Origin of the sequence: Motilibacter peucedani (assembly GCF_003634695.1) — a bacterium.
Classification (GTDB): Bacteria; Actinomycetota; Actinomycetes; order Motilibacterales; family Motilibacteraceae; genus Motilibacter; species Motilibacter peucedani.
In genome coordinates this window covers 16,980-43,698 of sequence record NZ_RBWV01000017.1, presented here as the reverse complement: position 1 = coordinate 43,698, position 26,719 = coordinate 16,980, and the positions used below count along the sequence as shown (strand labels likewise).

Below are 26,719 nucleotides of genomic sequence, written 5' to 3'. Positions count from 1 at the left end.
CGCCTCGCGCGAGCGTCGGCACCGACACGTACGCTGAGGCCATGAGCTCTCCCGCCGAGCGGTACGCGGCGTCGCGGAGGCGGGCCGCCGAGGCCCGCACGGAGGTCGCCAGGTTCAGCGCGGGCTACGAGTTCGGGCTCGACGACTTCCAGCTGCGCGCGTGCAGGGCCCTCGAAGCAGGGCACGGCGTGCTGGTCGCCGCGCCGACCGGCGCCGGGAAGACGGTGGTGGGCGAGTTCGCCGTGCACCTCGCCCTCGCGCAGGGCCACAAGTGCTTCTACACGACGCCGATCAAGGCGCTGTCGAACCAGAAGTTCCACGACCTGGTCGAGCGCTACGGCCCCGAGAAGGTCGGGCTGCTCACCGGCGACAACACCGTCAACGGCGAGGCGCCGATCGTCGTCATGACGACCGAGGTCCTGCGCAACATGCTCTACGCCGGCTCGCCGACGCTGGTCGGGCTCGCGTTCGTCGTGATGGACGAGGTGCACTACCTCGCCGACCGCTTCCGCGGCGCCGTCTGGGAAGAGGTGATCATCCACCTGCCCGAGTCGGTGCGGCTGGTCTCGCTCTCGGCGACCGTGAGCAACGCCGAGGAGTTCGGCGACTGGCTGGTGACCGTGCGCGGCGACACCACCGTCGTCCTCGAGGAGCACCGGCCGGTGCCGCTCTGGCAGCACGTGATGGTGCAGGACACCTTGTACGACATGTTCACGGACCCCGACCAGCGGGCGGTGAACCCGGAGGTCGTGCGGGTCGCGCGGGAGCAGTCCGTGCGGATGTACGACCCCCGCCGACAGCCGCGCGGGCGCGGTCCGAGGGGCGGCGGGTTCCGCGGCGCCTCGCGCGTCGACGTCATCGAGCGGCTGCGTGCCGAGGGCCTGCTCCCGGCCATCACCTTCATCTTCAGCCGCGCCGGCTGCGACGCCGCGGTGCAGCAGTGCCTGGCCGCCAACCTGCGGCTCAACACGCCGGCCGAGGCGCTCGAGGTGCGCGGCATCGTCGACGCGCGCAGCTCCACGATCCCCGACGAGGACCTCCACGTCCTCGGCTACGACGACTTCGCCGAGGCGCTCGAGCGCGGCATCGCCGCCCACCACGCCGGTCTCCTGCCCACGTTCAAGGAGATCGTCGAGGAGCTGTTCGTCCGCGGCCTCGTCAAGGCGGTGTTCGCCACCGAGACGCTGGCGCTCGGCATCAACATGCCTGCGCGCACGGTGATCCTCGAGAAGCTCACCAAGTGGAACGGCGAGACCCACGCCGACATCACGCCGGGCGAGTACACCCAGCTCACCGGGCGCGCCGGTCGCCGCGGCATCGACGTCGAGGGCCACGCCGTCGTCGTCTACGCACCTGGGCTCGATCCGGCAGCCGTCGCGGGGCTCGCCAGCACGCGTACCTATCCCTTGCGCTCGAGCTTCCGGCCGTCCTACAACATGGCGGTCAACCTGGTGCGGCAGTACGGCCGCGGCCGCTCGCGCGAGCTGCTCGAGACCTCCTTCGCCCAGTTCCAGGCCGACCGGGCGGTGGTCGGGCTGGCGCGCCAGGTGCAGCGCAACGAGGAGGCGCTCGAGGGCTACCGCGAGGCGATGCACTGCGAGCTCGGAGACTTCGGCGAGTACGCGGCGCTGCGTCGCGCCCTCAGCGACCGCGAGGCCGAGCTGGCCCGCCGGGGCGCCGCCAACCGCAAGGCACAGGCCGCCGCCGCGCTCGAGGCGCTCAAGGTCGGCGACGTGATCGAGGTGCCGTCGGGCCGCCGCGCCGGGCTGGCGGTCGTGCTCGACCCCGGCTTCAACGGCTCGTTCGACGGGCCCCGCCCGACGGTCCTGACCGCTGACCGGCAGGTCCGCAAGCTCACCGCCGCGGACTTCCCCGTGCCGGTGAAGGCGCTCGACACCGTACGCATCCCGCGCGGCTTCAACCCGCGCAACCCGCAGGCCCGGCGCGACCTCGCCTCGTCGCTGCGCAACACGAAGGCGGTCGAGGGCGGGAAGCCCCGGCGCGTACGCGGTGGTGGCGGCGACGACCCGGCGATCGCGCGGCTGCGCCAGGCGATGCGCGACCACCCGTGCCACCGGTGCCCCGACCGCGAGGAGCACGCACGGTGGGGCGAGCGGACCCTCAAGCTCGAGCGCGACACCGCGGCGCTGCAGCGGCGGGTCGCGGCGCGCACCCACACGATCTCGCGCACGTTCGACCGGGTCACCGCGCTGCTCGAGTCGCTGGGCTACCTCGAGGGCGATCGGGTGACCGTGGCGGGGGAGCGGCTCGGGCGCATCTACACCGAGCTCGACCTGCTCGCTGCCGAGTGCCTGCGCGAGGGCATCTGGGAGGACCTCGGCCCGGCCGAGCTCGCCGCCTGCGCGTCGGCGCTGGTGTTCGAGTCGCGGGCCAACGACGACGGCGGCGCGCCCCGGCTGCCCGGCGGCGCCGCGACCGACGCGCTCGAGGCGACCGTGCGGCTGTGGGGCGCGCTCAACGGGCTCGAGGAGGAGCACAAGCTCGAGTTCACCCACCAGCCCGACCTCGGCTTCTCGTGGGCGGCCTACCGCTGGGCGAGCGGCGCGCGGCTCGACACCGTGCTGCGCGACAGCGGGCTGGCGGCCGGCGACTTCGTCCGCTGGTGCAAGCAGCTCATGGACCTGCTCGGCCAGCTGGCCACCGCCGCCCCCGACGGCTCGTCCGTCCGGCCGGCCGCGCAGGCGGCGATCGACCGCGTACGCCGTGGCGTGGTCGCCTACTCCTCCCTCACCTGACGCTCCGCCGGGGCTGAGCTTGATCGGCTAGGCCGATCAACCTCGTGCGAGACCCATGCAAGTTGCTCGGCCTGGCACGAGTTCGATCGGCTAGGGCGATCAACGTCGACAGGTGGGTCAGGGGCGGGCGAGGACGGCGAGGAGGCGGTCGGCGGAGCCGCCGAGGCCCCAGCGGCGTACGAGCTCGGCGAAGGCGTCGGGGTCGGCGGGGGAGCGGGGGAGCCGGTCGTCGTGCGGCGGGAGCGGGGCGTCGCGGGCGACGCGGACGACGACGGGCGCAGCGGCGAGGTAGTCGGTCGCCGCGCGCAGCTTGGCGGCGACGGCGGGGGTCATGCCGCGGTCGCCCCGCTCGAGCGCGTCGAGAACTCCGGCGAGCGTGCCGTACCGCGCGAGCAGGGAGGCGGCGGTCTTCTCGCCGATGCCGGCGACGCCGGGCAGCCCGTCGGACGGGTCGCCGCGCAGGAGCGCGAAGTCGGCGTAGGCGTCGCCGGAGGCCACACCGTACTTCTCGCTCAGCTTGGCCTGGTCGAAGACCTCGTGCGCCCCCACGCCCTTGTTGCCGACGTAGAGGACGCGCACCCGGCGGGTGTCGTCGACGAGCTGGAACAGGTCGCGGTCACCGGTCACGACGTCGGCCGGCATCGCCCCGCCGCACGCCTGGACGACCGAGCCGATCACGTCGTCGGCCTCGTAGCCCGGCACCCCGAACGACGCGATCCCCAGCGCGCGCAGGCACTCCTCGATGACCGGCACCTGGCCGACGATGGCGTCGGGCACGACCTCGCCGCCCTCGGGCGCGACGCGGTGGGCCTTGTAGGAGGGCAGCGCGGCAACCCGGAAGTCGGGTCGCCACGACGCGTCCATGGCGGCGACCAGCCGGGTCGGCCCGCGGTCCTTGACCAGCCGGGCCAGGAAGTCGAGGAACCCCCGCACGGCGTTGACGGGCGTCCCGTCAGGCGCCGTGACGGAGTCGGGCACGCCGAAGAACGCCCGGAAGTAGAGCGAGGGCGCGTCGACGACCATGAGGCGTTCGGCCATGGGCACAGGCTGCCACAGCCACCACGGTGTGAGATGACACCTGTGGTGCGCCCGGTGCGGAGGTGGATAGTGTGCTCGCCATGACCCCGCCGGCGAACCTCGACGCACTGCGCTCGAGGCTCGAGCGGGCAGCGGCGGCGACCGCCGCCGCGGGGCTCGACGCGCTGCTCGTCAGCCCGGGTCCTGATCTGCGCTACCTCACCGGCTACGACGCGGTGGCGCTCGAGCGGCTCACCTGCCTGGTGCTGCGCGCCGCGGGCGACCCGGTGGTCGTGGTGCCCACGCTCGAGCGGGCTGCGGCGGTGGCCAGCCCCATCGGCGGGCTGGGCCTCGAGGTCACGACCTGGGACGAGCTCGACGACCCCTACGCGCTCACGGTGGGCCTCGTGCCCGCTGCGCGCCGGCTCGCGGTCGACGACCGGATGTGGGCCGTGAAGGCGCTCGCCCTGCGCGCCGCGGCTCCCGACGCCGAGCAGAGCGCCGCGGGCGCCGTGCTGCGCGAGCTGCGGATGCGCAAGGACCCCGCCGAGGTCGACTCGCTGCGCGCGGCGGGCGAGGCCATCGACCGCGTGCACGCGCGCGTCGGCGACTGGCTGCGCGCCGGCCGGACCGAGCGCGAGGTGGGCCGCGACATCGCCGACGCGATCATCGCGGAGGGCCACGTCAGCGTCGACTTCGTGATCGTGGGGTCAGGGCCCAACGGCGCCTCGCCGCACCACGAGCTCTCCGACCGGGTCGTGCAGCACGGCGAGCCGGTCGTGGTCGACATCGGCGGCACCATGCCCGACGGCTACTGCTCCGACAGCACGCGGGTCTACTCGGTCGGCGAGCCGCCCGCGGAGTTCGTCGCCTACTACGACGTGCTGCAGCGCGCGCAGCAGGCGGCCTGCGAGCTCGTCGCCCCTGGCGTCAGCTGCGAGGCGGTCGACGCCGCGGCGCGCGAGGTCATCGAGGCCGCGGGCTACGGCGAGCGCTTCGTGCACCGCACGGGGCACGGCATCGGCCTCGAGACCCACGAGGACCCCTACATCGTCTCCGGCTCCACCCTCGCGCTCGAGCCCGGCATGGCCTTCTCGGTCGAGCCGGGGATCTACCTCGAGGGTGCGCACGGAGCGCGCATCGAAGACATCGTCGTCTGCACCACCGAGGGCGCCGAGCTGCTCAACCAGCGGCCCCGGAGCTTGGAGGTGGTCGGCGGGTGACCTGGCCGTCGACCACGACCGCTCACCCGTTCGGCTGCACCTGGGGGGGACCACATCAGGGCTCTGCGGAGCCCTGCCGATAGCACGACCAGCACTCCGGACGGGGGCGCGAGCGCCGACCCAGCCCGTCGGCACCCCTGTGCCCGCCCGGACCGACGGCCACGTCCCCGACCGACCCGAGCCAGAGGAGTCCCGAATGAAGCGCACCCTGGCAGGCCTCGCAGCCACCACCGCAGGCGTTGCAGCCCTGGCGGCCGCAGCCCTCACTGCGCCTGGCGCCTCCGCCACCCCGAGTGCCACCACCTCCGTCGCCAACGCCTCAGCGTCGATCACAGCATCGCAGAACGTGACGCCCGCCGCAGTCAAACGAGCGCGTCAGCGGGCGGCCTACTCCGCGAGCATCGTCACCCGCGTCAACACGCTGCGCGTGTCTCGCGGGCTGCCTGCGCTGACCGTCGCCGAGGACCTCACGGCCTACGCCACCACCCACTCGGCGCAGATGGCCCGCCCCCACCGGCTGGCCCACTCCACGGGTCTGGCCCAGCTGTGCTGCTGGCGGGTCGTCGGCGAGAACGTCGCGTTCGCCGCCTCGCCCTACAAGGCCCACGTGGCGCTCGTGCACTCGCCCAAGCACCTGGCCAACATGCTCGACCCGCGCTACACCGAGGTCGGCGTCGGCGCTGTCAGCAGCGGCGGGCAGGTGTGGGTGACCGAGGTCTTCCGCACCCGCGCGCCCGGCCGCTAGCCCCGTCGGGCGCCGCAGCCGGAGCACCGGCGCGCGGCGCCGCACCGGTGACAGGCAGGATGCCGGGGTGAGCTCCACACCGCCATCATCCCCCGCCACGCTGCTCGTGAACGGCTTCGTCCACAGCCCTGCCGACCCCTTCGCGACGGCTCTGCTCGTCGTGGACGACACCGTCGCCTGGGTGGGCTCGGACGCGGCCGCCACCACCTCGGCCCCCAGCGGCGCGCGGGTCGTCGACCTCGACGGCGCGCTCGTCACCGCCGCCTTCGTCGACGCACACGTGCACACGACCGCGGTCGGGCTGCGGCTGGTCGGTGCCGTGCTCGACCTCTCGCACGTGCGCTCGGCCCGCGAGCTGCTCGACGCCGTACGCGGTGCGGCCTCCGGCGCGCCGCTGCTGCTCGGTGAGGGCTGGGACGAGACGCGCTGGGACGACCCGCGGCTGCCCACCGCCGGCGAGCTCGACGAGGCAGCCGGCGGCGCGCAGGTCCTGCTGGGCCGGGTCGACGCGCACGCCTCGCTGGCCGGCACGGCGCTGCTCCGCGCTCCAGGACAGGCCGCGGCCGGCACGACCGGCCACCTCACCGGCCACCTCACCGGCACCGCGCACACCGCCGCCACCTCCTGGGCCTACGCCCACCTGCCCGCCGAGCTGCGCACGCTCGCCCAGCGGGCGGCGCTGCGCCACGCCGCGTCGCTCGGCATCGGCGCGGTCCACGAGATGGGCGGCCCCGGCTTCGGCGGCCCCGAGGACCTGCGCGCGCTGCTCTCGCTGACGAGCGAGGACGAGCTCGCCCTGCCGCGCGTCACCGGCTACTGGGGCGAGCTGGGGGCCAGCGCGCGCGCCCTGGAGCTCGGCGCCGCCGGCGCGGCCGGCGACGTGCTGGCCGACGGCACGCTCGGCTCGCGCACCGCGGCGCTGCGCGAGCCCTACGCCGACCGCGCGGGCTGGTCCGGCGAGCCCTACGTCTCGGCCGCCCAGGTGCGCGACGCCGTGCTCGCCGCGGCCGCCGACGGCAGCCAGGCCGGGTTCCACGTGATCGGCGACGGCGCCCTCGACGTCGTCGTGGCGGGCCTGCGTGAGGCGGCGGAGCGCGTCGGCGCGTCGGTCGTGCGCGCCGGTCGCCACCGCCTGGAGCACCTCGAGATGCCCGACGCCGGGGCGGTCGCCGTGCTCGCCGACCTCGGCGTCGTCGCCTCGGTCCAGCCGGCGTTCGACGCCGCGTGGGGCGGCGCCGACGGCATGTACGCAGCCCGCCTGGGCGCCGAGCGCGCCGCCCGGCTCAACCCCTTCGGCGCGCTCGCGGCCGCCGGCGTCGTGCTGGCCTTCGGCAGCGACGCGCCGGTGACCCCGCTGGCTCCGTGGGAGGCGGTGCGGGCGGCCTCGCAGCCGCGTACGCCGGGGGCCGGGCTCTCGGTCCGCGCCGCCTTCGCGGCGCACACGAGGGGCGGGTGGCGGGCGATCGGCCGCGACGACGCCGGCGTGCTCGTCCCGGGCGCCCCGGCGACCTACGCCGTCTGGGAGCCGGGCGAGCTCGTCGTCGCGGCGCCCGACTCGCGCGTCGCGGCGTGGTCGACCGACCCGCGCTCCGGCATCCCGGGCCTGCCGGACCTGTCGCCCGGTGTGCCGGCGCCGCGCTGCCTGCGCACCGTCGTCGACGGGCGCACGGCGTACGAAGCGTCCTGACGGGCGCTCGGCGCGGCACCCGGGCGGGGTGCCGCGCCGAACCCTCTACCTCAGGGTGAGGGGTGGCGCACCGAGGGGGCGACCGGGCCGACCGGCCCGACCACCGGCACGCGCCCGTCGGGCAGCCGGCCCTCGAGGAGCCGAGCGGCTCCCGCCCTCGACGCCGTGCCCGCCGGCGCCACGGGTCCGGCGGGCGACGCCGGCACGAGCCCGGTCACCTGCGGCAGCGGCGCCTCGAACGAGGTGTCGCGCTGGCCGCCCACCGGCATCCACGCGTCGACGTAGACAGCGAGCCAGCCCATGGCGACCTCGCTGGCGGCGTACTCCTCGCGGCCGGGGTAGGTGTCCTCGCCCGGCTGGAAGGTCCGGCCGTCGGGGTTGCGCGCCTGCAGCGCGAGCTGGCCCTCCAGGTGCTTGCCGAGCAGGTCGACGGCCTCGTCGCGCTGCACCGGGTCGGTCGTCGTGAGCAGCCGGTAGGCGTCGAGCGAGGCGAACTGGGCGCGGCGCACGACGCCCCACCGGGTGCCCTCGGGGAAGAAGATCGACCCGTCGGCGCCGTAGACCGGACCGGTCTGCACGGTGCCGTCGGCGTTGGTGCGCGTGAACTGGCGCGTCGTCAGCACCGACCACTGCCGGTCGGCCTGGAAGGTGGCCGACTCGGGTGCGGTCGTGCCGGCCAGGCGGGCGAAGGCCACGCCCCACCAGTCCTGCTGCACGGTGGAGAAGTAGTCGGGGTTGCGCACGCCCTGGTTGACGATCACGCCGTCGGCCTCGGCGTTGGTGCCGCGCAGCCGGGCGCGGGCCTCGACGCCGTTGACCACCTGGGCGGACGCCGCGTCACCCGGCGTCGCGAACGAGGAGACCTCGTAGTCGACCGCCTTGCGGCGCCACAGCGCGGCTCGCGGGTGGTCGGGCATCATCGCGACGGCCAGCTCGAGCAGCGCCGCGTTCCACGAGTTCTCCTCGGCCTTGGTGTCGCCGGCGGCCAGCTCGGTGCCGTCGACCGCGCGCCAGTAGGGGACGTCGAGAGTGAGCAGGTGGTCGGCCTCGGCGACGACCATCGTCGCGGCGTACTCCCGGTCCTGCGGCTCCACCGAGTCCCACGACAGCCAGGCCGCGAGCCCGGTCAGCATCGCCCAGTGGGCCGTCTGCCAGCCGTAGCCCCAGCCGCCCGGCGTGAACGCCGCGTGCTCGCAGGCGACCGTGCGGATCGTCCAGTCGAGGTAGCCGCGACCCTGCTCGGCGGTCACGCCGAGCGCGCCGGCGTCCCACGTCTGGGTCGAGAGCCCGATCGAGAGCGCCGCCGCGCGCATCGCGGGGATGCGGATCGCGTACTCCACCTGGGCCGGGCCCCAGTAGCCGAGCAGGTCGGCGTAGGGGCGGCGCACCATCGTCTGGGAGGGGTAGCCCGCGCCCATGAGGTAGCGCTCGGCGTTGCCCAGCGCCGTGCGCGACTGGCCCTCGACGTCCTCCATGCTCGTCGGCTGGCGCAGGCCCTGCGGCGGCACGACCAGCGAGGCGTTGGCGTCGTGGCGCGCCGCGACCGTGCGGGCGGCGAGGTAGGGGCACGAGCTGGCGCGGCCCACGGGCGCGCGCCACGGGAGGGGTACGGCTCCGGCCGCCCGGGTCACAGCGACCGCGGTGGTCGCGGGGCCGGGGTAGAGGTCGTCGCGCAGCAGCCAGGTGCGCCCGCGGACGACGCCGACGGTGTCGCGGCCGTCGCCGTCCCAGTCGCCGGCCACCGCCTCGTCGGCGGCCGAGCCGTACTGCAGCTGGGTCGAGCCCTTGGGGATGCCGGTCGGCAGCGGGGGCACGGGCGGGGCAGAGGGCGAGCCCGAGGGGCTCGCCGACGACGAGGGCGCGGGAGTGGCCCGGCCGACCAGGGCGGCGCGCGGAGCGGCGGACCCTCGTGCTGAGCTCGAGGGTGAGGCGCTGCTGCTCGGCGTGCGCGACGAGGTCGGCGTGCTCGAGGAGGTCGGCGTGCTCGAGGGGCTGGGCGTCGCCCGCGGCGGCTGGAGCCGAGACGGCGCACCGCGCAGGTAGAAGGTGGTGCCGCGGCGCACGCCGAGGTCGTCGGTGCCGTTGCCGTCCCAGTCGCCGACCACGGGCACGTCGCCCGCGCTGCCGAAGGCGACGCGCGAGGTGCGGCCCAGCGCCGAGCCGTGCAGCACGCGCAGGAAGAAGGTGCCGGCCCGGAAGACGCCCAGGTCGGTGCGCCCGTCGCCGTCCCAGTCGCCGACCACGGGGACGTCGCCGGCGGCGCCGAAGCCGCCGATCGTCGTGTCGGGCGCGGGCGACTTGCCGATCGCGACCGGGTAGAGCGTCCAGGTGCCGCCCGCGAAGACGCCGGGCGTGTAGGCGCCGTCGCCGTTCCAGTCGCCCCACACCGCGACCGCGCCCGGAGGGGTCGCCACGCGCACGAACGTGTCCCAGGCGGGGCTCACCGCGTCGCCGGTCTTGGCGACCCGCGAGTCGGGCAGCGCGTAGCCCGGCACGCTGCGCAGGGCGCCCACTTCAGGCCCGGCGTCGACCGAGCCCGGTCGGGCGTAGGTGGCCGACGCGGGAGAGGCGCCCACCGCGACGGTCAGGCCGGTGGCGAGGACGGTCGCGGCGGACCCGGCGGCGAGCCAGCGGGCGTGCGGGCGTCGGGCGGTGGAGGAGGCGAGAAGCACTGGGCGGACTCCGGCGACGTCGGTGGAGGCGGCGCTCCATCGTGCGCCTGGCCCGGCGCGTCGCCGGGCCTCGGCACCCTAACCGGCGTGTCGGACCCGACACGCCGCACGGGTGGCTGCGCGCCGATTTCCGGAAGGCGGCGCAGTGGTTGCGCGGCGGTGTACCTGACCTGCACAAACGCCGCTGTGGATCGCATCGTCGCAGGTCAGGGGCTGGTTGACACCTCGGACGACGTGAGTACGGTTTCCCCTAGTCCACCGCGAGGACGACCGAGAGACCGCCTGCTCCAACACGTGCGAGACCCGAGCCAGGGCACGGCTGACGCAACGGCCGCACCCCCGCGCCAGGTGACGGGTCGGTGGCGTGCGGGACGCAGAACCCGCGGTCCTCGGGGGGCGGGGTGGAGGAGAGAGCTCGCTGCCCAGTAGACAACGGCAGTCGATCCCGCAGCCGGCGGGACGGTGTCGGTCCGAAGGGCGCCCGCTCCTCCTCCACTCTGCCCGAGCGGCGGGCGCCGCCACGCGACCCGAGCGGCGGGCGCCGCCACGCGACCCGAGCGGCTGTCGCCGCCACGTACCCTGGGTGCCTCCGCCCGCCCCGGGCGGCGCGGACCGCGGGAGGATGCCGGAGTGCTCGACTCGCCCTCCGCGCCCGTGCTCGGCCCCGCCGCCCTGCGCTGGCCGGCCGACGAGCCCCGCCGCAGCGAGCTCGCCCTGCGGGCCGCGGCCTGCGTCGTCTCGGGCCTGCTGCTCATGCTGGCCTTCCCCCCGTGGTCGGTGTGGCCGGCGGCGATCGCGGGAGTCGGGCTGTTCGCCCTGGCCCTGCGCGGCACGACGCTGAAGCAGGGCACGTGGCTCGGCGCGCTGCAGGGCGCCGCGTTCTTCGGCCCGCTGCTGCACTGGACCGGGATCTACGTCGGGCCCGTGCCGTGGCTCGCGCTCGTGGTGCTCGAGGCGCTGTTCGTCGCGCTGCTCGGCACCGCGTACTCCGTCGTCGGGCGCCTGCACCCCGTGCCGTGGGCGCTCGCGGTCGCGTGCCTCTGGTCGCTGCAGGAGTCCGCGCGCGGGCGCCTGCCCTACGGCGGGTTCCCGTGGGGTCGGCTCGGCTTCGCCATGGCCGACGCGCCGGTCGCCCACCTGGCCCGCCTCGGCGGCGTGCCGCTCGTCGGCTTCGCCGTCGCTCTCGCGGGCTCGTCGGTCGCGGCCGGTGCGCTGCTGGCTGCCCGCCACCGCCGCGCCGCCGGCGCGCTGCTGGTGCTCGCCGGGCTGCTCGTCGCCGTCGTCCCGCGCGCGGTGCCCTTCGCCGAGCCGGCCGGCCGCCACGTACGCGTCGCGCTGGTCCAGGGCAACGTGCCGCGCGCGGGCCTCGACTTCAACGCCCAGCGCGAGGCCGTCCTGCGCAACCACGTCGCACGGACCCACGAGTTCGCCGCGAGCGTCCGGCGCGGCGAGGTGCCGCAGCCCGACCTGGTGATCTGGCCCGAGAACAGCTCCGACATCGACCCGCTGGTCAACGCCGACGCCCACGCCCTCATCGACGACGCCGTGCGCGACATCGGCGTGCCGGTGCTCGTCGGCGCGGTGCTCGAGGGCCCCGGCCGCTACGTCTCGAACGCGGGCATCGTGTGGGACCCGCAGACCGGCCCCGGCGCGCGCTACGTCAAGCGCCACCCCGTCCCGTTCGCCGAGTACATCCCGATGCGCGACGTGGCCCGGCGGTTCTCCTCCGCGGTCGACCGGGTCGCCCGCGACTTCGTCCACGGCAGCACGGTGGGCGCCCTCGACGTCGCCGGCGTGCGCCTCGGCGACGTGATCTGCTTCGAGGTCGGCTACGACGGGCTCGTGCGCGACGTCGTCGACCACGGCGCGCAGGTCGTGGTGGTGCAGACCAACAACGCCACCTTCGGGCGCACGCCGCAGACCGAGCAGCAGCTGCAGATGTCGCGGCTGCGCGCCCAGGAGACCGGGCGGGAGGTACTGGTCGCCGCGACCAGCGGCGTGAGCGCGGTCGTCGCGGCCGACGGCACGGTCGAGCAGCGCACGGCGTTGTTCACGCCGAGGGTGCTCAGTGCGGACGTGACGCTGGCCGACGGCGCGAGCCGGACGCTGGCCGTGCGCCTGCGCACCGCACCCGAGTGGGTCCTCGGCCTGCTGGCACTGGTCGGGCTGGGCGCGGGGCTCCGCACGGTGCGGCGGGGGCGCGGGTCCGGCCCGCGCGACGGCTGGGGGAGGATCTCTCCCGGCCGGCGCTCGGCGCCGACCGGACTCCTGCCGCCGATGCGGCGTGCCGACGGAAGGACTGCGCAGACGTGACGGGGGAGGAGCTGGGACGGGTGCTCGTCGTCGTCCCGACCTACGACGAGATCCACAACCTCGAGCCGGTCGTCGAGCGGCTGTTCGCGGCGGTGCCGGAGGCCGAGGTCCTCGTCGCCGACGACGCCAGCCCCGACGGCACGGGCGAGCTCGCCGACCGGATGGCCGCCGCCGACCCGCGGGTGCACGTGCTGCACCGCGCGGGCAAGGAGGGCCTCGGCGCCGCCTACCTCGCCGGCTTCGCCTGGGCGATCGAGCGCGGCTACGGCGTGGTGGTCGAGATGGACGCCGACGGCAGCCACCCGCCGGAGGCGCTGCCGCAGATGCTCGAGCGGCTGCGCACCAGCGACCTGGTGCTCGGCAGCCGCTGGGTGCCCGGCGGCGCGGTCGTCAACTGGCCGCGCAGCCGCGAGGTGCTCAGCCGCGGCGGCAACCTCTACACCCGGCTGGTGCTGGGTGTGCACCTGCGCGACGTCACCGGCGGCTACCGCGCGTTCCGTGCGGCCACGCTGCGCGGGCTGAGCCTCGAGGGCGTCCAGTCGCAGGGCTACTGCTTCCAGGTCGACCTCGCCTGGCGGGCGGTCCGCTCGGGCTACCGCGTGGCCGAGGTGCCGATCACCTTCGTCGAGCGCGAGCGCGGCGAGTCGAAGATGAGCCAGGCCATCGTGGTCGAGGCGCTGTGGCGGGTGACGCTGTGGGGCGTCCGCGACCTGCCGCGCCGGCTGCTGCGCCGCCTGCAGGCGCTGGCCCAGCCGCGGCTGCGCGAGAGCTGAGCGCCGTGCCCGCCCTCCTGGTCGTGTGCTTCCTCGTCGTCCCGCTCGCCGAGATCTGGGTCATCGTCCAGGTCGGGCAGGCGATCGGCGGCTGGCAGACGTTCGCGCTGCTCCTGCTCGAGAGCCTGCTGGGCGGGTGGATCGTCAAGCGCGAGGGAGTACGCGCGTGGCGGGCCCTGCGCGCGTCGCTCGCGGGCGGCGGGCTGCCCTCCCGTGAGCTGCTCGACGCGGCACTGGTGCTGGTGGGCGGCACGCTGCTGCTGGCCCCCGGCTTCCTGACCGACGTCGTCGGCTTCTTCCTCGTGCTGCCGCCGACCCGTCCGGTCGCGCGCCGGCTCGTCACCGCGGTGCTCGTCCGTCGCCTGCTGCGCCGGGGCGGCGCCGGCGGCCTGCTCGGCACGCTGCTGCTGAGCCGAGGGGCCCCGGCCCGGCCGCCGCGCGGGGCGCAGCCCGGCTGGGGCTCCGCACCGGGTGGGCGACCCTCGGCCCCGGGCGACGTCGTCCCGGGCGAGGTCCTCCACCGCGACGACGAGGGCTGAGCGCCTGGACCCCCGCACGCACGAGGACCCGCCGCCCGGGCGGGCGACGGGTCCTCGGCAGTGCGGACGCGGGACGTGCGGACCCGCTCAGGCGCTCTTGCGGCCCGTGGTCTCGCCGCGGCGGGCGCGGAGCAGGGCCAGGCGCTCCTCGAGCAGCTCCTCGAGCTCGGCGACGGTGCGCCGCTCGAGCAGCATGTCCCAGTGGGTGCGCGGCGGCTTGACCCGCTTGGCCTCGGGCATCTCGGCGTCGCTGCGCAGCGCCTCCTGCCCGCAGACGCGGCACTCCCAGACGAGGGGGACCTCCGCCTCCATCGACATCGGCACCGACGTGCGGTGCCCGCTCGGGCAGTCGTAGTCGATGCGCTGGCGGGGAGCTGTCTCCACGCCTGCGTCGGTCTCATAGCTCTGCGCCCCGAGACGAGAGCCGCGTAGTGCGCGCTCAGCCATTGGACGCCTCCCTTCCCTGCGACTGCGGATGCTTCATGCGGTGCTGCGGGTGCACGTGGTGCTGTGGCGGGTGCTGCGTGGCGGGAGCCGCTGCGCCGTGCTCCCGCCGTTGACGGTGCAACGTCCGACCGGTCGGTCGGATTCCCTGGACCGGTGACGCGGGCAACGAACCGCCACCCACCTCTCGCCCTCGCACGCAACGACTCGACACCCTGCATCGTCCCCGTCCAGCGTGCCCGTCAAGCCCGTCCACCGCAGTATTCGGAGCCCGCGGGGCCCCGGACGGCTCAGTGCCGCGGTGCGGCGACGGTGGCCCGCGCCACGTGCAGCCGCAGGTGCGCGGGCAGGCGGGCGAAGGTGGCCGACATGGCGGCCGCCACAGCCGCGGGCGGCGAGCGCAGGTCGAGGTATGCCGACCAGCGCTCCTGCGGCAGCGCGAAGAACGCGGCGAAGAAGCGGTCGACGTCCTCGGCGCCGAGGGGCAGCAGGGCCTCGAGCCCCCGGTCGAGCAGGTACGCGGTGGCCCGCCGCCCCCGCGGCCACAGCGCCGTGCGGGCCGCCTCCACCGCACCGCCGCCGTCGGTGGGGCCGCGCCCGCCCGTGGCTCCCAGCGCGCCGGCCGCCGCCCGGGCGAGCGCCGGCGCGAGCAGGAGCGAGCTCAGGACGCTGTAGCCGGTCGCCGGATGGACCATGCCGGCAGCCGCGCCGAAGGGAAGGGCCGGGGCGAAGGCACCACTGCGTACCCGGGCGCGCCCGAGCGGGATGGCCACCCGCTCGCTGCGGCCCGCGCGCACGATGCCGCGCTCGTCGAGCAGGGCGTGCAGCTGCGAGCGCAGCTGCTCCAGCGCGACCGGCGGCCGGGCGGCCAGCGAGGTGAGCTCGAGCAGCGAGGTGCCGTCGCCGAGGTCGAGGCCGTAGAGGAAGGCCGGCGGGCCGTCGCGCCCAGGCGCGACCCAGTCCATGAAGAGCGCGCCGCCCGGTGGTAGCAGGTCGGGCACGCCCTCGACCACCTCGCCCCAGGCCCGCTGCTGCGCGGGCGCGTTCGCGGCCCCGCCGGTGGCGTCGACGACGAGGGAGCCCGCGACCTCCGTGCCGTCGGCGAGCACGGCCACCGACGACGTACCGGCCCCGCGCACCCCGGCGAGCCGGCCGCGGCGCTCGACCGCACCGGCGCCGAGCGCGCGGGTCCGCAGCGCTGCCGCGAGCGCGGCGTCGTCGAGGCGGGCGTAGGGCCGGGGGAGCAGCACGTCTCCGCCCGCGCGGGTGCGCACGAGCGGCTGGTCGTGGCGGGTGGCGAGCGCGTAGGGATCGCCGAGCCGCAGGGCCGCCGCGGCGTCGACGACCTCGTCCCACCAGCAGCAGTAGGTCGCCGACCAGCGCACCGGCGGCCCCACGCGCAGCACGCGCAGCCCCTCGAGCGCCAGGGCAGCGGTCGCGGCCAGGGCAGCGGGCCCCGACCCTGCCACCACGGCGTCCCAGTACGCTGCCGAACCGTCCCTCACGGCGCACAGACGACCACAGACCGCTCGTCGGCGCCAGGCAGCGCTTCGCGAAGGAGTCGGCGATGGAGTACCGCACGCTCGGCCGGACCGGCCTCTCGGTCTCGGAGATCGGCTACGGCGCCTGGGGCATCGGCGGCGGCGCGTGGGTGGGTGCCGCCGAGGACGAGTCGGTCGCCGCGCTGAACGCGGCCATCGACGCCGGGGTCACCTTCATCGACACCGCCCGCGGCTACGGCGAGAGCGAGCGCATCGTGGGCAAGGTCCTGCGTGCCCGGCAGGACGACCGCATCGTCGTGGCCACGAAGGTGCCGCCGAAGAACGCGACGTGGCCCGCGCCCGGCGGCCTGGACCCCTCGGCGACGTTCCCCGGCGAGCACATCCGCGCCAGCCTCGAGGAGAGCCTGTCGGCCTCGGGCCTCGACGCCTTCGACGTCGTGCAGTTCCACGTCTGGAGCGACGACTGGGTCGGCCGCGGCGACTGGCTCGAGACGGTCGAGGCGCTCAAGCGCGAGGGCAAGATGCGGTTCTTCGGCGTCTCGATCAACGACTACCAGCCGGAGAACGCCCTCGAGCTGATCCGCAGCGGCGTCGTCGACACCGTCCAGGTGATCTACAACATCTGGCACCAGCAGCCGGCCGAGCAGCTGCTCCCGGCGTGCGAGGAGCACGGCGTCGGCGTCATCGTGCGGGTCGCCCTCGACGAGGGCGGGCTGACCGGCCGGGTCCGGGCCGACACCGAGTTCCCCGAGGGCGACTTCCGCAACGGCTTCTTCGGCGGGGCGCGCAAGGCCGAGGTCGAGCACCGGGTCGGTGCGCTCACCTCCGACCTCGGCATCCGGCCGGAGGACCTCGCCGCGACGGCCCTGCGCTACGTCCTGGCCCACGACGCCGTCTCGACGGTGATCCCCGGCATGCGCACGGTGCGCAACGTCGAGCGCAACGTGGCGGTGAGCGACGGGCAGCCGCTGCCGGCCGAGCAGCTCGAGGTCTTCCCGCGCCACCGCTGGGAGCGCAACTTCTACGAGCCGGCGTAGGCCTCCGCCTCGACGGCGGCCGCGTAGGCGGCCTGGGCGGCCGCCAGCACGTCCTTGACCGGCCGGTCGAGTGCGGCGCTGGCGGCCAGCACGTCGGCGTGCTCGGGCGTCGCCGTGACGACCTCGCCGGCGAGCCAGCCGCGCTTGACCGCGACGCGCACGCCGTCGACGTGCACGACGACGAAGTCGCGCGCGAGCTCGTGCTTGTCGACGGCGTGCTCGCGCAGGCCGAGGGTGGTCGTCTCGCGGAAGACGACCTCGCGCAGCGCCGGCAGCCGTGCGGGGCGCGCGAGCACGCTGAGCACGTGCCCCGGCCGGCCCTTCTTCATCAGCACGGGGACGAGCCACGCGTCGGCAGCGCCCGCGTCCAGCAGCCGGGCGAGCACCTCGGGCCACAGCCGGGGGTCCAGGTCGTCGACCGTCGCCTCGAGGACCACGGCGGACGAGGGGGCCGGTGCGTCGGCGGTGGGCGAGCCGAGCAGCACGCGTACGACGTTGGCCGCCTGGTCGAGCTCGCGGGTGCCGGCGCCCGTGCCGCTCGCCTGCAGCGTCATCGCAGGCAGCGGCCCGAACCCCTCGCAGAGCGCGGCGAGGACGGCGGCGCCGGTGGGCGTGCAGAGCTCGACGGGCGCGGCACCCGGCGTGACCGGCGCACCGGCGGCCGCGAGCAGGGCGACGACGGCCGGCACCGGCACCGGCAGCCGGCCGTGCTCGCTGCGCACGCTGCCCGACCCCACCGCCACGGGCGAGGCGAAGACCTGGGTGACCCCCAGGTCGTGCAGCGCGGCGCAGGTGCCGACGACGTCGGCGATCGAGTCCAGCGCGCCGACCTCGTGGAAGTGGACGTCGTCGGCGGGCACCCCGTGGATGCGGCCCTCGGCCTCCGCCAGGGCGGTGAACACGCGCAGTGCGGCGACCCGCACCGGCTCGGCGAGGACCGCGCCCTCCAGCAGGCGGCGGAGGTCGGACCACGTACGCGGTCGCGGGTCCGCCGCGGTGCGCACGTCGGCCTTCGCGGCGCGCAGGCCGTGGCGCGAGACGGTGCGCACCTCGAGCGACACCTGGTCGGCGTCGACGGCGGCCACGGCCGCCTGCACCGCCTCGAGCGAGGCGCCCGCATCGAGCAGCGCGCCGAGCAGCATGTCGCCGCTGGCGCCGGCCGAGCAGTCGAACCAGGCGAGGGTCACCGCGACCGCGCAGCGGCCGCGCGGCGGGCGACGCGCGCGGCGAAGAGCCCCGCTCCGAAGCCGTTGTCGATGTTGAAGACGGCGACGCCGGGCGCGCACGAGTTGAGCATGGCCAGCAGGGCGGACACGCCGCCGAACGACGCGCCGTAGCCGACGCTCGTGGGCACCGCGACGACGGGCGTGCCGACCAGGCCGCCGACCACGCTGGGCAGCGCGCCGTCCATGCCGGCGACGACCACGACGCAGTCGGCGGCGTCGATGCGGTCGCGCACGGACAGCACGCGGTGGAGCCCCGCGACGCCGACGTCCTCGACGCGCTCGACCTCGGCCCCGTGGACCCGCGCCACGAACGCGGCCTCCGCGCTCACGGGAGCGTCCGAGGTGCCGGCGGACACCACGCACACCCGGCCAGCGGTCGCGGGGAGCCCCCCGACGCACACGCACCGGCCGCGGTCCTCGACCAGCGCGCCGGGGAAGGCGTCGACCAGCGCGGCGACGGTCTCGGAGGGCACACGGGTGGCGAGCACCGGCCGGCCCTCGCCCGCCTCGCGCAGGGCGCGCACGATGGCGACGGTCTCGTCGGGCGTCTTGCGCTCGGCGAGCACCACCTCGGGGTCGCCGGTGCGCAGCGCGCGATGCGTGTCCAGCGTCGCGAAGCCGAGCTCGCGGGTGCCCGAACGGCCGTCGGCCCCGGCGAACGGACCCTCGACCAGGGCCCGCAGGGCGGCGTCCACGTCGGTGCCGCCCTCGGCGACGGAGCGGAGCAGTCGCGCGACGTCGGCGGAGTCCACGGTGTGCGAGTCTAGGCAGGTGGGCACCCGCGACGACCGGCTGGGCGCGCTCGACGCCGACCTGGCCGAGCGCGGCTCGCTGGTCGTGGCCTTCAGCGGTGGCGTCGACTCCACCTTCCTGCTCACCCGGGCCCTGGACGTCCTCGGCGCCGACCGCGTCGTCGCAGCGACGGGCGTCTCGCCGTCGCTGTCGGCCCAGGAGCGCGCCGAGGCGCAGGCGCTCGCCGCCTCGCTGGGCGCCCGGCACCACGAGGTCCAGACCGACGAGGGCGAGCTCGAGGGCTACCGCGCCAACACCGGCAGCCGCTGCTACTTCTGCAAGTCCACGCTGCTCGACCTGCTGGTGCCGCTCGCCAGCGAGCTCGGCCTCGCCGCGGTCGCGACCGGCACGAACGCCAGCGACGCCACCGACCCCTTCCGCCCCGGCATGCGCGCGGCCGACGAGCGCGGGGTCGTCGCTCCGCTGCGCGACGCCGGCCTCACCAAGGACGACGTCCGGGCGGCCAGCGCCGCGGCCGGTCTGCCCACCTGGGACAAGCCGGCCGCTCCCTGCCTGGCGAGCCGGATCGCCTACGGCGTCGAGGTGACGCCGCGCCGGCTCGCCCGGGTCGAGCGCGCGGAGCTGGCGGTCCGCGGGCTCGCGGGGGAGCTGGGGGTGCCGCTGCGCGACGTGCGGGTGCGCGACCTGGGCGACGGCGTACGCGTCGAGGTCGACGAGCGCGCGGTCGAGCCGCTGCGCGGGCGGGTCGAGGCCGCGGTGCGCGACTTCGAGGGGCCGGTGACCGTCACCGCCTACCGCTACGGCGCGCTCAACGACGCGCTGCGCTGACGTCGGGGAACTGCACCGGGGAGGTTCGCTGCTCCGGGTGCTGGGCAGGTGTGCAGGCGCCAGCAGCCGACCCAGGAGGAGCAGCACGATGAGCGAGCAGTCGACCGGCAAGGCCTCGAAGGCGGCGCAGGACGCCGACGCGGTCGACGAGGTCACCCGCAACACCAAGACGCAGACGACCGCCGCGAGCTACACCACCACCGACCACGACGTCATCCGGGCGTGGGCCGAGGCGCGCGGCGGCCGGCCGGCGTCCGCGGGCGACACCGCCGAGGGCGACGACGCGGGCCTGCTGCGGCTCGAGTTCCCCGACGCGCCTGACGGCGGCGCCGACCTCGAGGAGGTCGACTGGGAGCCGTTCTTCCGGACGTTCGAGGACCGCAAGCTCGCCTTCGTCTACCAGGAGAAGACCTCCGACGGGTCCGAGAGCAGGTTCAGCCGCTTCGTCGACCGCAGCAATGCCTCCTAGCGGTCCAGGCGCTGGCTGCGGCGGATGCCGCGGCCCGGTCGGGCGACCGTGAGCCGTCCGTGCTCGACGACCGGCACCCCGGCGACGAGCACGTGGCGCACGCCCGTGGCCGGCTCGCGCGGCGACTCGTAGGTCGCGCGGTCGGTGACCGCCGCCGGGTCGAGCACCGCCAGGTCCGCGACCGCCCCTGGCTCGACCCGGCCGCGTCGGCCGAGCTGGAAGCGCTCGGCGGCGTGGCCCGACAGGTGCCACGCCGCCGCGCCCCAGGTCCAGTCGCCGAGCCCGCCCACGTGCCGGGCGAGCAGCCGCGCGAAGCTGCCCCAGCCGCGCGGGTGCGGCGCGCTGCCCAGGAAGATCGCGTCGGAGCTCGCCAGGTGCAGCGGGGAGCGCAGCAGCTGGCGCAGGTCCTCCTCCGTGCGGTCGGGACCGTTCTCGAAGACGCACCCGACGGCCAGCTCGCAGGCGACCAGCGCGTCGCAGACGAAGTCGGTGAGGTCGCTCGCGGCGGCCCGCGCCGCCTGCTCGAGCCCCATGCCCTCGGCCCAGGCGAGCTCGGGCGCGCGGAGGAAGGACAGCCGGATCGAGGGGACGTAGCCGTTGGCGGGCAGCACCTCCGAGCGCAGCCGGTGCCGCACGGTCGGGTCGGCCAGCCGGTCGAGCGTGGCCTCGAGCCCGCCCTGCTGCAGGTCGGGCGGCAGCAGCAGCATCGCGAGGATGGAGCTGCCGCGCAGGTAGGGGTAGGAGTCGAAGCTGACGCCGTGCTCGACCTCGCGCACCATGCGCTCGAGCGCGGGCTCGACGACTGCAGCCCTGCCGTGCAGGTGCGAGACGTGCACGGCCACGCCACTGGCCCGCCCGATCTGCGCCGCCTCGGCGAGCGAGTGCTCGATGCGGGCCGCGGAGTAGCCGCGCAGGTGGCTGACGTAGACGCCGCCGACCGCTGCGGCGGGGGCGCAGACCGCGGCGAGCTCGGAGGCGTCGGCGAAGACGCCCGGCACGTAGTCCAGTCCGGTCGAGACGCCGACCGCTCCTTCTACCAGGCCGTCGGCGACCAGGCCGGCCATGCGGTCGACCTCCGTCGCGGTGGCCGGTCGGGCGGCCGGGCCGACCACTGCGTACCTCACCGAACCGGCTGGGACCAGTAGGGCGGCGTTGAGGGCGCCGGCTCCGTCGTAGGACCGGAGCAGGACGTCGACGGTCCCGCCGCCCGCGAAGCCGGCGGGGGCCGGGCCGTCGACCGCGGCGAAGTAGCGCGAGACGTAGCCGGCCGCTGCCGCGTCCGTCGGCGCGAACCCCAGCCCGTCCTGGCCCAGCACCAGCGTGGTCACGCCCTGGCACAGGTAGGCCTCCTGCACACGGGGGTCGGCCAGCAGGGCGTCGGCGTGGGAGTGCGCGTCGATGAAGCCTGGCAGCACGTACGTGCCGGTCGCGTCGAGCTCGACGGCAGCCGCGGCGTCCCTGAGGTCACCGACGGCCGCTACCGTGCCGCCGCTGACCGCGACGTCGGCGCGCCGCGGCTCGGCGCCCGAGCCGTCGACGACCGACCCGCCGCGGACGACGAGGTCGTAGGCGGGACCGTCCGTCACGTCGCGCCGGTGGCCCGGGCGAGAGCCTCTGCGGCGCGGTCGATCCCGGCGTCGGAGACGAGGCCGTAGTGGTAGAAGTCGACGCCGGTCACGCCGTGCTCGACGGCCGCCCGCACCTTCGCCGCCAGGTCCCCGGCGCTGGTCGAGTCGGGCGCCTCGGGCCGCAGAGCGAGGCGGATGGCGGGCCCGTCGCCCAGCGCGGTGCGGTAGCCGGCGAGGTCGGAGGCCACCGCGTCGGCAGAGCTCCGGTAGCCGAGCACCTGGTACTCGGCGACGGTCCTGCCCAGCGCCGGCACGTCGACGCCGGCGCGGAAGGCCTCGTCGAGCACGCCCGGCCCGAGGACGGCCTGGTCGGCCGCCGCCTGGTCCATGAAGCACAGACCCACGCCCGCCGACCTCGTCGCCTCCGCGACCTCGGCCGCGAGGCTGCTCACGACTCCGGCGCGCACGTGCAGGAAGCGCACCAGCTCACCGTCCGCGAAGCCGGCGCAGTCGTCGAGGCCCAGCACCCGCTCGCTCGCCTCGACGCGCCCGGCGAAGGCACGACCTGCCGCGTCCCGGGCCCAGGCCGCCACGGCTCCCGCGTCGACGCCGGCGGCCTGCGCCGCGGCGGTGCAGTGCTCGCAGAAGCAGAGGCCGAGCGCGAGGCGGGCCGTGCTGTCCAGAGGGAAGAAGCTCCTGCTCAGCCGGAGCCCGTGGTAGTGCAGGGACTCGGCGACGAGGACGTCGGGCGCCCGCTGCGCGACGTCGCGGGCCAGCGCGACGAAACCCCGGCGTACGACGGGGTCCGCGGGGCACAGGTCGCTGCTGCTGCGGTCGCCGAAGGCGGTGGCCTGACCGAGCGACGGCTCGAGGCGAGCCAGCCTCTCGTCGAAGCCGAAGACGGTCCAGGCCCGCAGCTCGAGCCCGCGGCCGGTGCAGGCGGCGCGCAGCTCGGCGAGCACGTCGCGCTCGTCGAACGGCGCGGGAGTCCACGGCGGCATCTGCTCCGGATAGCCCGCGGGTGACGTGGGGAAGTAGGAGGCCCCGGGCGGCAGGTCGAGCACGGCACCGCCGGCGCCCGGGGCGCTCGTGCGCCCGGCTGTACGCGGCCGCGCGTCGCGGGACGCGTGGTAGTGCACGGCCACCGTCACGCCGGTCGCGCCGAGGTGCACCAGTCGGTCGCAGAACTCGTCGACGCCGACCTCGAGCGCGTCGTGCAGGAAGCAGAAGAAGCTCGCGCCCAGACGGCTCATGCGCCGGCCCGGTCGTCGCGGCTGGCGGCGGGTCCGAAGAATCCGGGCCCGAAGATCTCGCCGACCAGTGCGCCGTGCCCGGCGGTGATGCCGCCGTCGACCGCGAGGCACGTGCCGGTCACCCAGGCCGCGTCGTCGGAGGCGAGGAAGGCGCACGCCGCAGCGATGTCCTCGGGCCGTCCGACCCGCTTGAGCGGGTAGAGCGCCGCGATCCGTTCGAGCACGTCGGGCTCGGCCGCCCGCCGCACGTCCCACGTGCGGGTCTCGATGGTCCCGGGCGCGACGACGTTGAAGCGGACCCCTTGCGCGCCGTAGCGCAGGGCGAGGTTCTGGGTGAGGTTCATCAAGCCGGCCTTCGCGGCGCCGTAGGCCTCGTTGCCGAAGGCGGCGATGCCGTTGACCGAGCCGATGCTGACGACGCTGGCGACGGGGGAGCGCAGGAGCAGCGGCAGGGCCGCCTGGATGCAGAAGAACGGCGCCTTGAGGGTCAGGGAGACGTCGCCGTCGAACTCGCTCTCGCTCACCCGCTCGAAGTGGGTGTCGCTCGCCCGCGCCGGGCACAGCACGAGCACGTCGAGCCCGCGCCCGCCCTCGCCGACCGACGCGAACACGCGGGCGACCGACGCCGCGTCGAGCACGTCGACCTCGACCGCCTCGGCCGTGCCGCCGGCTGCGACGACCTCGTCCACGACCTCCTGCGCCGGCTGCGCCCTCGAGTCGGCCACCACCACGTGGGCGCCTTCGCCGGCGAGCCGCAGGCACGTGGCCCGCCCGATGTCGCCACCACCACCGAGCACCACAGCGACGCGACCGGCGAAGCGAGCGTGCACCATTCGACCGACTCCACGTGGCCCGACTGCTGAGGGGCTCCACCCTCCTGACTCCGGCCGACGACGTCAAGCACGGCGCGCGGCCACAGGCGCCCGTGGCACGATCCTCGGCGTGGCCACCGTTGCAGCACCCGCGACCGCCGGCTCCGACCGGCTCCACGACGTCATCCGCGTGCTCGGCGCGCGGGTCAACAACCTCAAGGACGTCAGCGTCGACATCCCCAAGCGGCGGCTGACGGTCTTCACGGGCGTCTCCGGCTCGGGCAAGAGCTCGCTGGTCTTCGGCACCATCGCGGCGGAGTCCCAGCGGCTCATCAACGAGACCTACAGCGCCTTCGTGCAGGGCTTCATGCCCTCGCTGGCGCGGCCGGACGTCGACGTGCTCGAGGGTCTGACGACCGCCATCATCGTCGACCAGCAGCGGATGGGCTCCGACCCGCGCTCGACGGTCGGCACGGCCACCGACACCGGGGCCATGCTGCGCATCCTGTTCAGCCGGCTCGGGCAGCCCCACATCGGCTCGGCGCAGGCCTTCTCCTTCAACGTCGCCTCGATCAGCGGAGCGGGCGCCGTGACGACCGAGCGCGGCGGCCGTCAGGTGAAGGAGCGCCGCAGCTTCTCCATCACCGGCGGCATGTGCCTGCGGTGCGAAGGCCGCGGGGCAGTCAGCGACATCGACCTGGGCCAGCTCTACGACGCGTCGAAGTCCCTGCGCGAGGGGCCGTTCACCATCCCGGGCTACAGCATGGACGGGTGGTACGGCCGCATCTTCATCGGCTCGGGGTTCTTCGACCCTGACAAGCCGATCGCGACGTACTCCAAGCGCGAGCTCGCCGACCTGCTGCACAAGGAGCCGACCAAGATCCAGGTCGACGGCATCAACCTCACCTACGAAGGGCTGATCCCGAAGATCACCAAGGCGATGCTCTCGAAGGACGTCGAGTCGCTGCAGCCGCACGTGCGCGCCTTCGTCGAGCGGGCGGTCACCTTCACGACCTGCCCTGAGTGCGGCGGCACGCGGCTGAGCGAGGCCGCTCGCTCGTCGCGCATCGAGGGTGTCAACATCGCCGAGGCCAGCGCCATGCAGGTCAGCGACCTCGCCGACTGGGTGGGCCGGCTCGACGAGCCGGGCGTCGCGCCGCTGCTCGCGTCGCTGCGCGCGACGCTCGACTCCTTCCGGGAGATCGGCCTGGGCTACCTCAGCCTCGACCGGCCCTCGGGCACGCTGTCGGGCGGCGAGGCGCAGCGGGTCAAGATGGTGCGGCAGCTCGGGTCGTCGCTCACCGACGTGACCTACGTCTTCGACGAGCCGACGGCGGGCCTGCACCCGCACGACATCGAGCGGATGAACGGGCTGCTGCTGCGCCTGCGCGACAAGGGCAACACCGTGCTCGTGGTCGAGCACAAGCCCGAGACCATCGCCATCGCCGACACCGTGGTCGACCTCGGGCCCCGCGCGGGCGCTGCCGGCGGGCAGGTGGTCTACCAGGGCACGCTGGAAGGCCTGCGTGCCAGCGGCACCCTCACCGGCCGGCACCTCGACGACCGGGCGACGCTGAAGGAGGCGACACGTACCCCGACCGGCGTCCTGGAGGTCCGCGGCGCGGACCGCCACAACCTGAACGACGTCGACGTCGACATCCCCCTCGGCGTGCTCGTCGTGGTCACCGGCGTCGCGGGCTCGGGCAAGAGCTCGCTCATCACCGGCTCGGTGTCGGGGCGCGAGGGCGTCGTGACCATCGACCAGGCGCCGATCAAGGGGTCGCGGCGGAGCAACCCCGCGACCTACACCGGACTGCTCGACCCGGTGCGCAAGGCGTTCGCCAAGGCCAACGGCGTCAAGCCGGCGCTCTTCAGCCCGAACTCCGAGGGCGCGTGCCCGGCGTGCAACGGCGCCGGGGTGGTCTACACCGACCTCGCGATGATGGCCGGTGTCGCGACCCCCTGCGAGGAGTGCGAGGGCCGGCGCTTCGACTCCTCGGTGCTCGAGCACCGGCTCGGCGGGCGGGACATCAGCGAGGTGCTGGCGATGTCGGCGGGGGAGGCCCGCGACTTCTTCGGCGAGGGCGAGGCGCGTACGCCTGCGGCTCGGGCGGTGCTCGACCGGCTCGTCGACGTCGGGCTGGGCTACCTCACCATCGGGCAGCCCCTGACGACCCTGTCGGGCGGCGAGCGGCAGCGGCTCAAGCTCGCGACGCACATGGGGGAGAAGGGCGGGATCTACGTGCTCGACGAGCCGACCACCGGACTCCACCTCGCCGACGTCGAGCAGCTGTTGGGCCTGCTCGACCGGCTGGTCGACTCGGGCAAGTCGGTCCTCGTCATCGAGCACCACCAGGCGGTCATGGCGCACGCCGACTGGATCCTCGACCTCGGGCCAGGTGCCGGGCACGACGGCGGCCGCGTGGTGTTCGAAGGTACGCCGCGCGACCTGGTCGCGGCCCGGTCGACCCTGACGGGGCAGCACCTCGCGGACTACGTCGGCGCGTGACCATGCTCGTCAGCGACCTGCCGGTCGTCCCCGCCCGGTGGGCCACCCCGGATCAATGCTCTCCCTTGATGACGAAGTACGTCCCGCGGATCTCTCCGGCGAGCTTCGACTTCTGACGCGCGAACTTGAACCGCTCCGCCAGCTCCGCGGGGACGGCCATGCCCTGGGAGAGCTTGAAGCCGACGGCGCGCTTGCTCCCGTCGGCGATGCCGTACATCACGTTGACCGACAGCCCGGACTCGTAGAACACGTAGGCCATGCGCGTGCCGTCCACCTCGAACGCGCACGCCTCGAGAGGCCGACTGCTGATGACCAGGTCCCGCTCCTCGCGGAGGATGCCGTGGACCCACTCGACCGTCTCGGCAGCCTCGTCCGCAGCGTCGGTGGCGAACACGTGGCCGAACTTGTTGCGGTAGTAGCGGGCTTCGTTCGCGCGCAGCCCCGCCAGCGCGGCCGCGACCGGCGAGGACTCCAGACCCTCGGTGGACACGTGCTCGAAGTCGACGACGTGCGACACAGCGCCTCCTGGGCGGCGTACGGCTCGACGGACGGACCGTCCGAGCGGGACGACGGGCAGACTAGCGGCCGGCGGC

At 75.3% G+C, this 26,719-nt stretch carries 21 protein-coding genes; 11 read left to right on the top strand and 10 right to left on the bottom strand.

Going from position 1 to position 26,719, the window contains the following annotated elements:
* The first annotated feature begins 41 nt into the window (after positions 1 to 41).
* Complete coding sequence (locus tag CLV35_RS18830; protein WP_121195062.1) at positions 42 to 2,756, top strand: DEAD/DEAH box helicase; 2,715 nt, start codon at positions 42 to 44, stop codon at positions 2,754 to 2,756.
* Positions 2,757 to 2,873: 117 nt separating this feature from the next.
* Here the strand turns inward: CLV35_RS18830 and CLV35_RS18825 are convergent, their stop codons facing one another.
* Positions 2,874 to 3,794: a 5'-3' exonuclease gene (locus tag CLV35_RS18825; RefSeq protein WP_121195196.1), complete on the bottom strand. Its 921-nt coding sequence runs from the start codon at positions 3,792 to 3,794 to the stop codon at positions 2,874 to 2,876.
* An 80-nt stretch (positions 3,795 to 3,874) separates the two neighbouring features.
* Between CLV35_RS18825 and CLV35_RS18820 the strand changes: the two genes are divergently transcribed.
* The 3 genes from CLV35_RS18820 (at position 3,875) to CLV35_RS18810 (ending at position 7,428) form a co-directional block, all read left to right on the top strand.
* Positions 3,875 to 4,996, top strand: coding sequence for a M24 family metallopeptidase (locus CLV35_RS18820; RefSeq protein ID WP_121195195.1), 1,122 nt, complete (start codon positions 3,875 to 3,877; stop codon positions 4,994 to 4,996).
* Between the two features lie 196 nt (positions 4,997 to 5,192).
* On the top strand, positions 5,193 to 5,741 hold the full coding sequence (locus CLV35_RS18815) for a CAP domain-containing protein (RefSeq protein WP_121195061.1): 549 nt from the start codon (positions 5,193 to 5,195) through the stop codon (positions 5,739 to 5,741).
* A 67-nt stretch (positions 5,742 to 5,808) separates the two neighbouring features.
* Complete coding sequence (locus tag CLV35_RS18810) at positions 5,809 to 7,428, top strand: amidohydrolase (RefSeq protein WP_121195060.1); 1,620 nt, start codon at positions 5,809 to 5,811, stop codon at positions 7,426 to 7,428.
* A gap of 50 nt (positions 7,429 to 7,478) precedes the next feature.
* Here CLV35_RS18810 and CLV35_RS18805 read toward each other — a convergent pair whose 3' ends face one another.
* Positions 7,479 to 10,100 (bottom strand): FG-GAP repeat domain-containing protein, encoded by a 2,622-nt coding sequence (locus CLV35_RS18805; RefSeq protein ID WP_121195059.1) that lies wholly within the window; start codon positions 10,098 to 10,100, stop codon positions 7,479 to 7,481.
* Between the two features lie 630 nt (positions 10,101 to 10,730).
* Between CLV35_RS18805 and lnt the strand changes: the two genes are divergently transcribed.
* Genes lnt through CLV35_RS18790 form a run of 3 tightly spaced genes read left to right on the top strand, consistent with a single transcriptional unit; the run spans position 10,731 to position 13,725 of the window.
* A complete protein-coding gene (lnt, locus tag CLV35_RS18800; protein WP_231122055.1) occupies positions 10,731 to 12,413 on the top strand; it encodes an apolipoprotein N-acyltransferase in 1,683 nt (560 codons plus the stop codon).
* Positions 12,410 to 13,186, top strand: coding sequence for a polyprenol monophosphomannose synthase (locus CLV35_RS18795; RefSeq protein ID WP_121195058.1), 777 nt, complete (start codon positions 12,410 to 12,412; stop codon positions 13,184 to 13,186). Before lnt ends, CLV35_RS18795 begins: the two co-directional genes overlap by 4 nt.
* 5 nt (positions 13,187 to 13,191) lie before the next feature.
* Entirely contained in the window at positions 13,192 to 13,725 is a 534-nt protein-coding gene (locus CLV35_RS18790; RefSeq protein ID WP_121195057.1) for an FxsA family protein, read from the top strand.
* Positions 13,726 to 13,812: 87 nt separating this feature from the next.
* Here the strand turns inward: CLV35_RS18790 and CLV35_RS18785 are convergent, their stop codons facing one another.
* Together CLV35_RS18785 and CLV35_RS18780 are read right to left on the bottom strand one after the other, a co-directional pair.
* Positions 13,813 to 14,172: an RNA polymerase-binding protein RbpA gene (locus CLV35_RS18785; protein ID WP_121195056.1), complete on the bottom strand. Its 360-nt coding sequence runs from the start codon at positions 14,170 to 14,172 to the stop codon at positions 13,813 to 13,815.
* A 287-nt stretch (positions 14,173 to 14,459) separates the two neighbouring features.
* On the bottom strand, positions 14,460 to 15,674 hold the full coding sequence (locus CLV35_RS18780) for a lycopene cyclase family protein (RefSeq protein ID WP_183062076.1): 1,215 nt from the start codon (positions 15,672 to 15,674) through the stop codon (positions 14,460 to 14,462).
* A 62-nt stretch (positions 15,675 to 15,736) separates the two neighbouring features.
* Between CLV35_RS18780 and CLV35_RS18775 the strand changes: the two genes are divergently transcribed.
* A complete protein-coding gene (locus CLV35_RS18775; RefSeq protein WP_121195054.1) occupies positions 15,737 to 16,708 on the top strand; it encodes an aldo/keto reductase in 972 nt (323 codons plus the stop codon).
* On the opposite strand, the gene larC is transcribed toward CLV35_RS18775, so the two are convergent.
* Both larC and larB read right to left on the bottom strand, forming a co-directional pair.
* Complete coding sequence (gene larC / locus CLV35_RS18770) at positions 16,693 to 17,895, bottom strand: nickel pincer cofactor biosynthesis protein LarC (RefSeq protein WP_121195053.1); 1,203 nt, start codon at positions 17,893 to 17,895, stop codon at positions 16,693 to 16,695. The two genes, CLV35_RS18775 and larC, sit on opposite strands and share 16 nt — an antisense overlap.
* Entirely contained in the window at positions 17,892 to 18,686 is a 795-nt protein-coding gene (gene larB, locus CLV35_RS18765) for a nickel pincer cofactor biosynthesis protein LarB (protein WP_121195052.1), read from the bottom strand. The genes larC and larB overlap by 4 nt, the downstream gene beginning before the upstream one ends.
* Before the next feature lie 19 nt (positions 18,687 to 18,705).
* Here larB and larE point away from each other — a divergent pair, with 19 nt between their 5' ends.
* Together larE and CLV35_RS18755 are read left to right on the top strand one after the other, a co-directional pair.
* Positions 18,706 to 19,515, top strand: coding sequence for an ATP-dependent sacrificial sulfur transferase LarE (gene larE / locus CLV35_RS18760; protein ID WP_231122054.1), 810 nt, complete (start codon positions 18,706 to 18,708; stop codon positions 19,513 to 19,515).
* A gap of 88 nt (positions 19,516 to 19,603) precedes the next feature.
* Positions 19,604 to 19,984 (top strand): hypothetical protein, encoded by a 381-nt coding sequence (locus tag CLV35_RS18755; RefSeq protein ID WP_231122053.1) that lies wholly within the window; start codon positions 19,604 to 19,606, stop codon positions 19,982 to 19,984.
* Here CLV35_RS18755 and CLV35_RS18750 read toward each other — a convergent pair.
* Genes CLV35_RS18750 through CLV35_RS18740 form a run of 3 tightly spaced genes read right to left on the bottom strand, consistent with a single transcriptional unit; the run spans position 19,981 to position 23,638 of the window.
* Positions 19,981 to 21,570, bottom strand: coding sequence for an N-acyl-D-amino-acid deacylase family protein (locus CLV35_RS18750; protein WP_121195050.1), 1,590 nt, complete (start codon positions 21,568 to 21,570; stop codon positions 19,981 to 19,983). The genes CLV35_RS18755 and CLV35_RS18750 overlap by 4 nt on opposite strands.
* Positions 21,567 to 22,805, bottom strand: coding sequence for a glycoside hydrolase family 10 protein (locus CLV35_RS18745; RefSeq protein ID WP_121195049.1), 1,239 nt, complete (start codon positions 22,803 to 22,805; stop codon positions 21,567 to 21,569). The genes CLV35_RS18750 and CLV35_RS18745 overlap by 4 nt, the downstream gene beginning before the upstream one ends.
* Entirely contained in the window at positions 22,802 to 23,638 is an 837-nt protein-coding gene (locus CLV35_RS18740; RefSeq protein ID WP_121195048.1) for an SDR family NAD(P)-dependent oxidoreductase, read from the bottom strand. The genes CLV35_RS18745 and CLV35_RS18740 overlap by 4 nt, the downstream gene beginning before the upstream one ends.
* A 109-nt stretch (positions 23,639 to 23,747) precedes the next feature.
* Here CLV35_RS18740 and CLV35_RS18735 point away from each other — a divergent pair, with 109 nt between their 5' ends.
* Positions 23,748 to 26,126, top strand: coding sequence for an ATP-binding cassette domain-containing protein (locus CLV35_RS18735; protein ID WP_231122052.1), 2,379 nt, complete (start codon positions 23,748 to 23,750; stop codon positions 26,124 to 26,126).
* A 52-nt stretch (positions 26,127 to 26,178) separates the two neighbouring features.
* Here CLV35_RS18735 and CLV35_RS18730 read toward each other — a convergent pair whose 3' ends face one another.
* The gene (locus tag CLV35_RS18730; protein ID WP_121195047.1) at positions 26,179 to 26,643 is read right to left on the bottom strand and encodes a phage tail protein; all 465 of its coding nucleotides are present in this window, start codon (positions 26,641 to 26,643) and stop codon (positions 26,179 to 26,181) included.
* Positions 26,644 to 26,719: the final 76 nt, after the last annotated feature.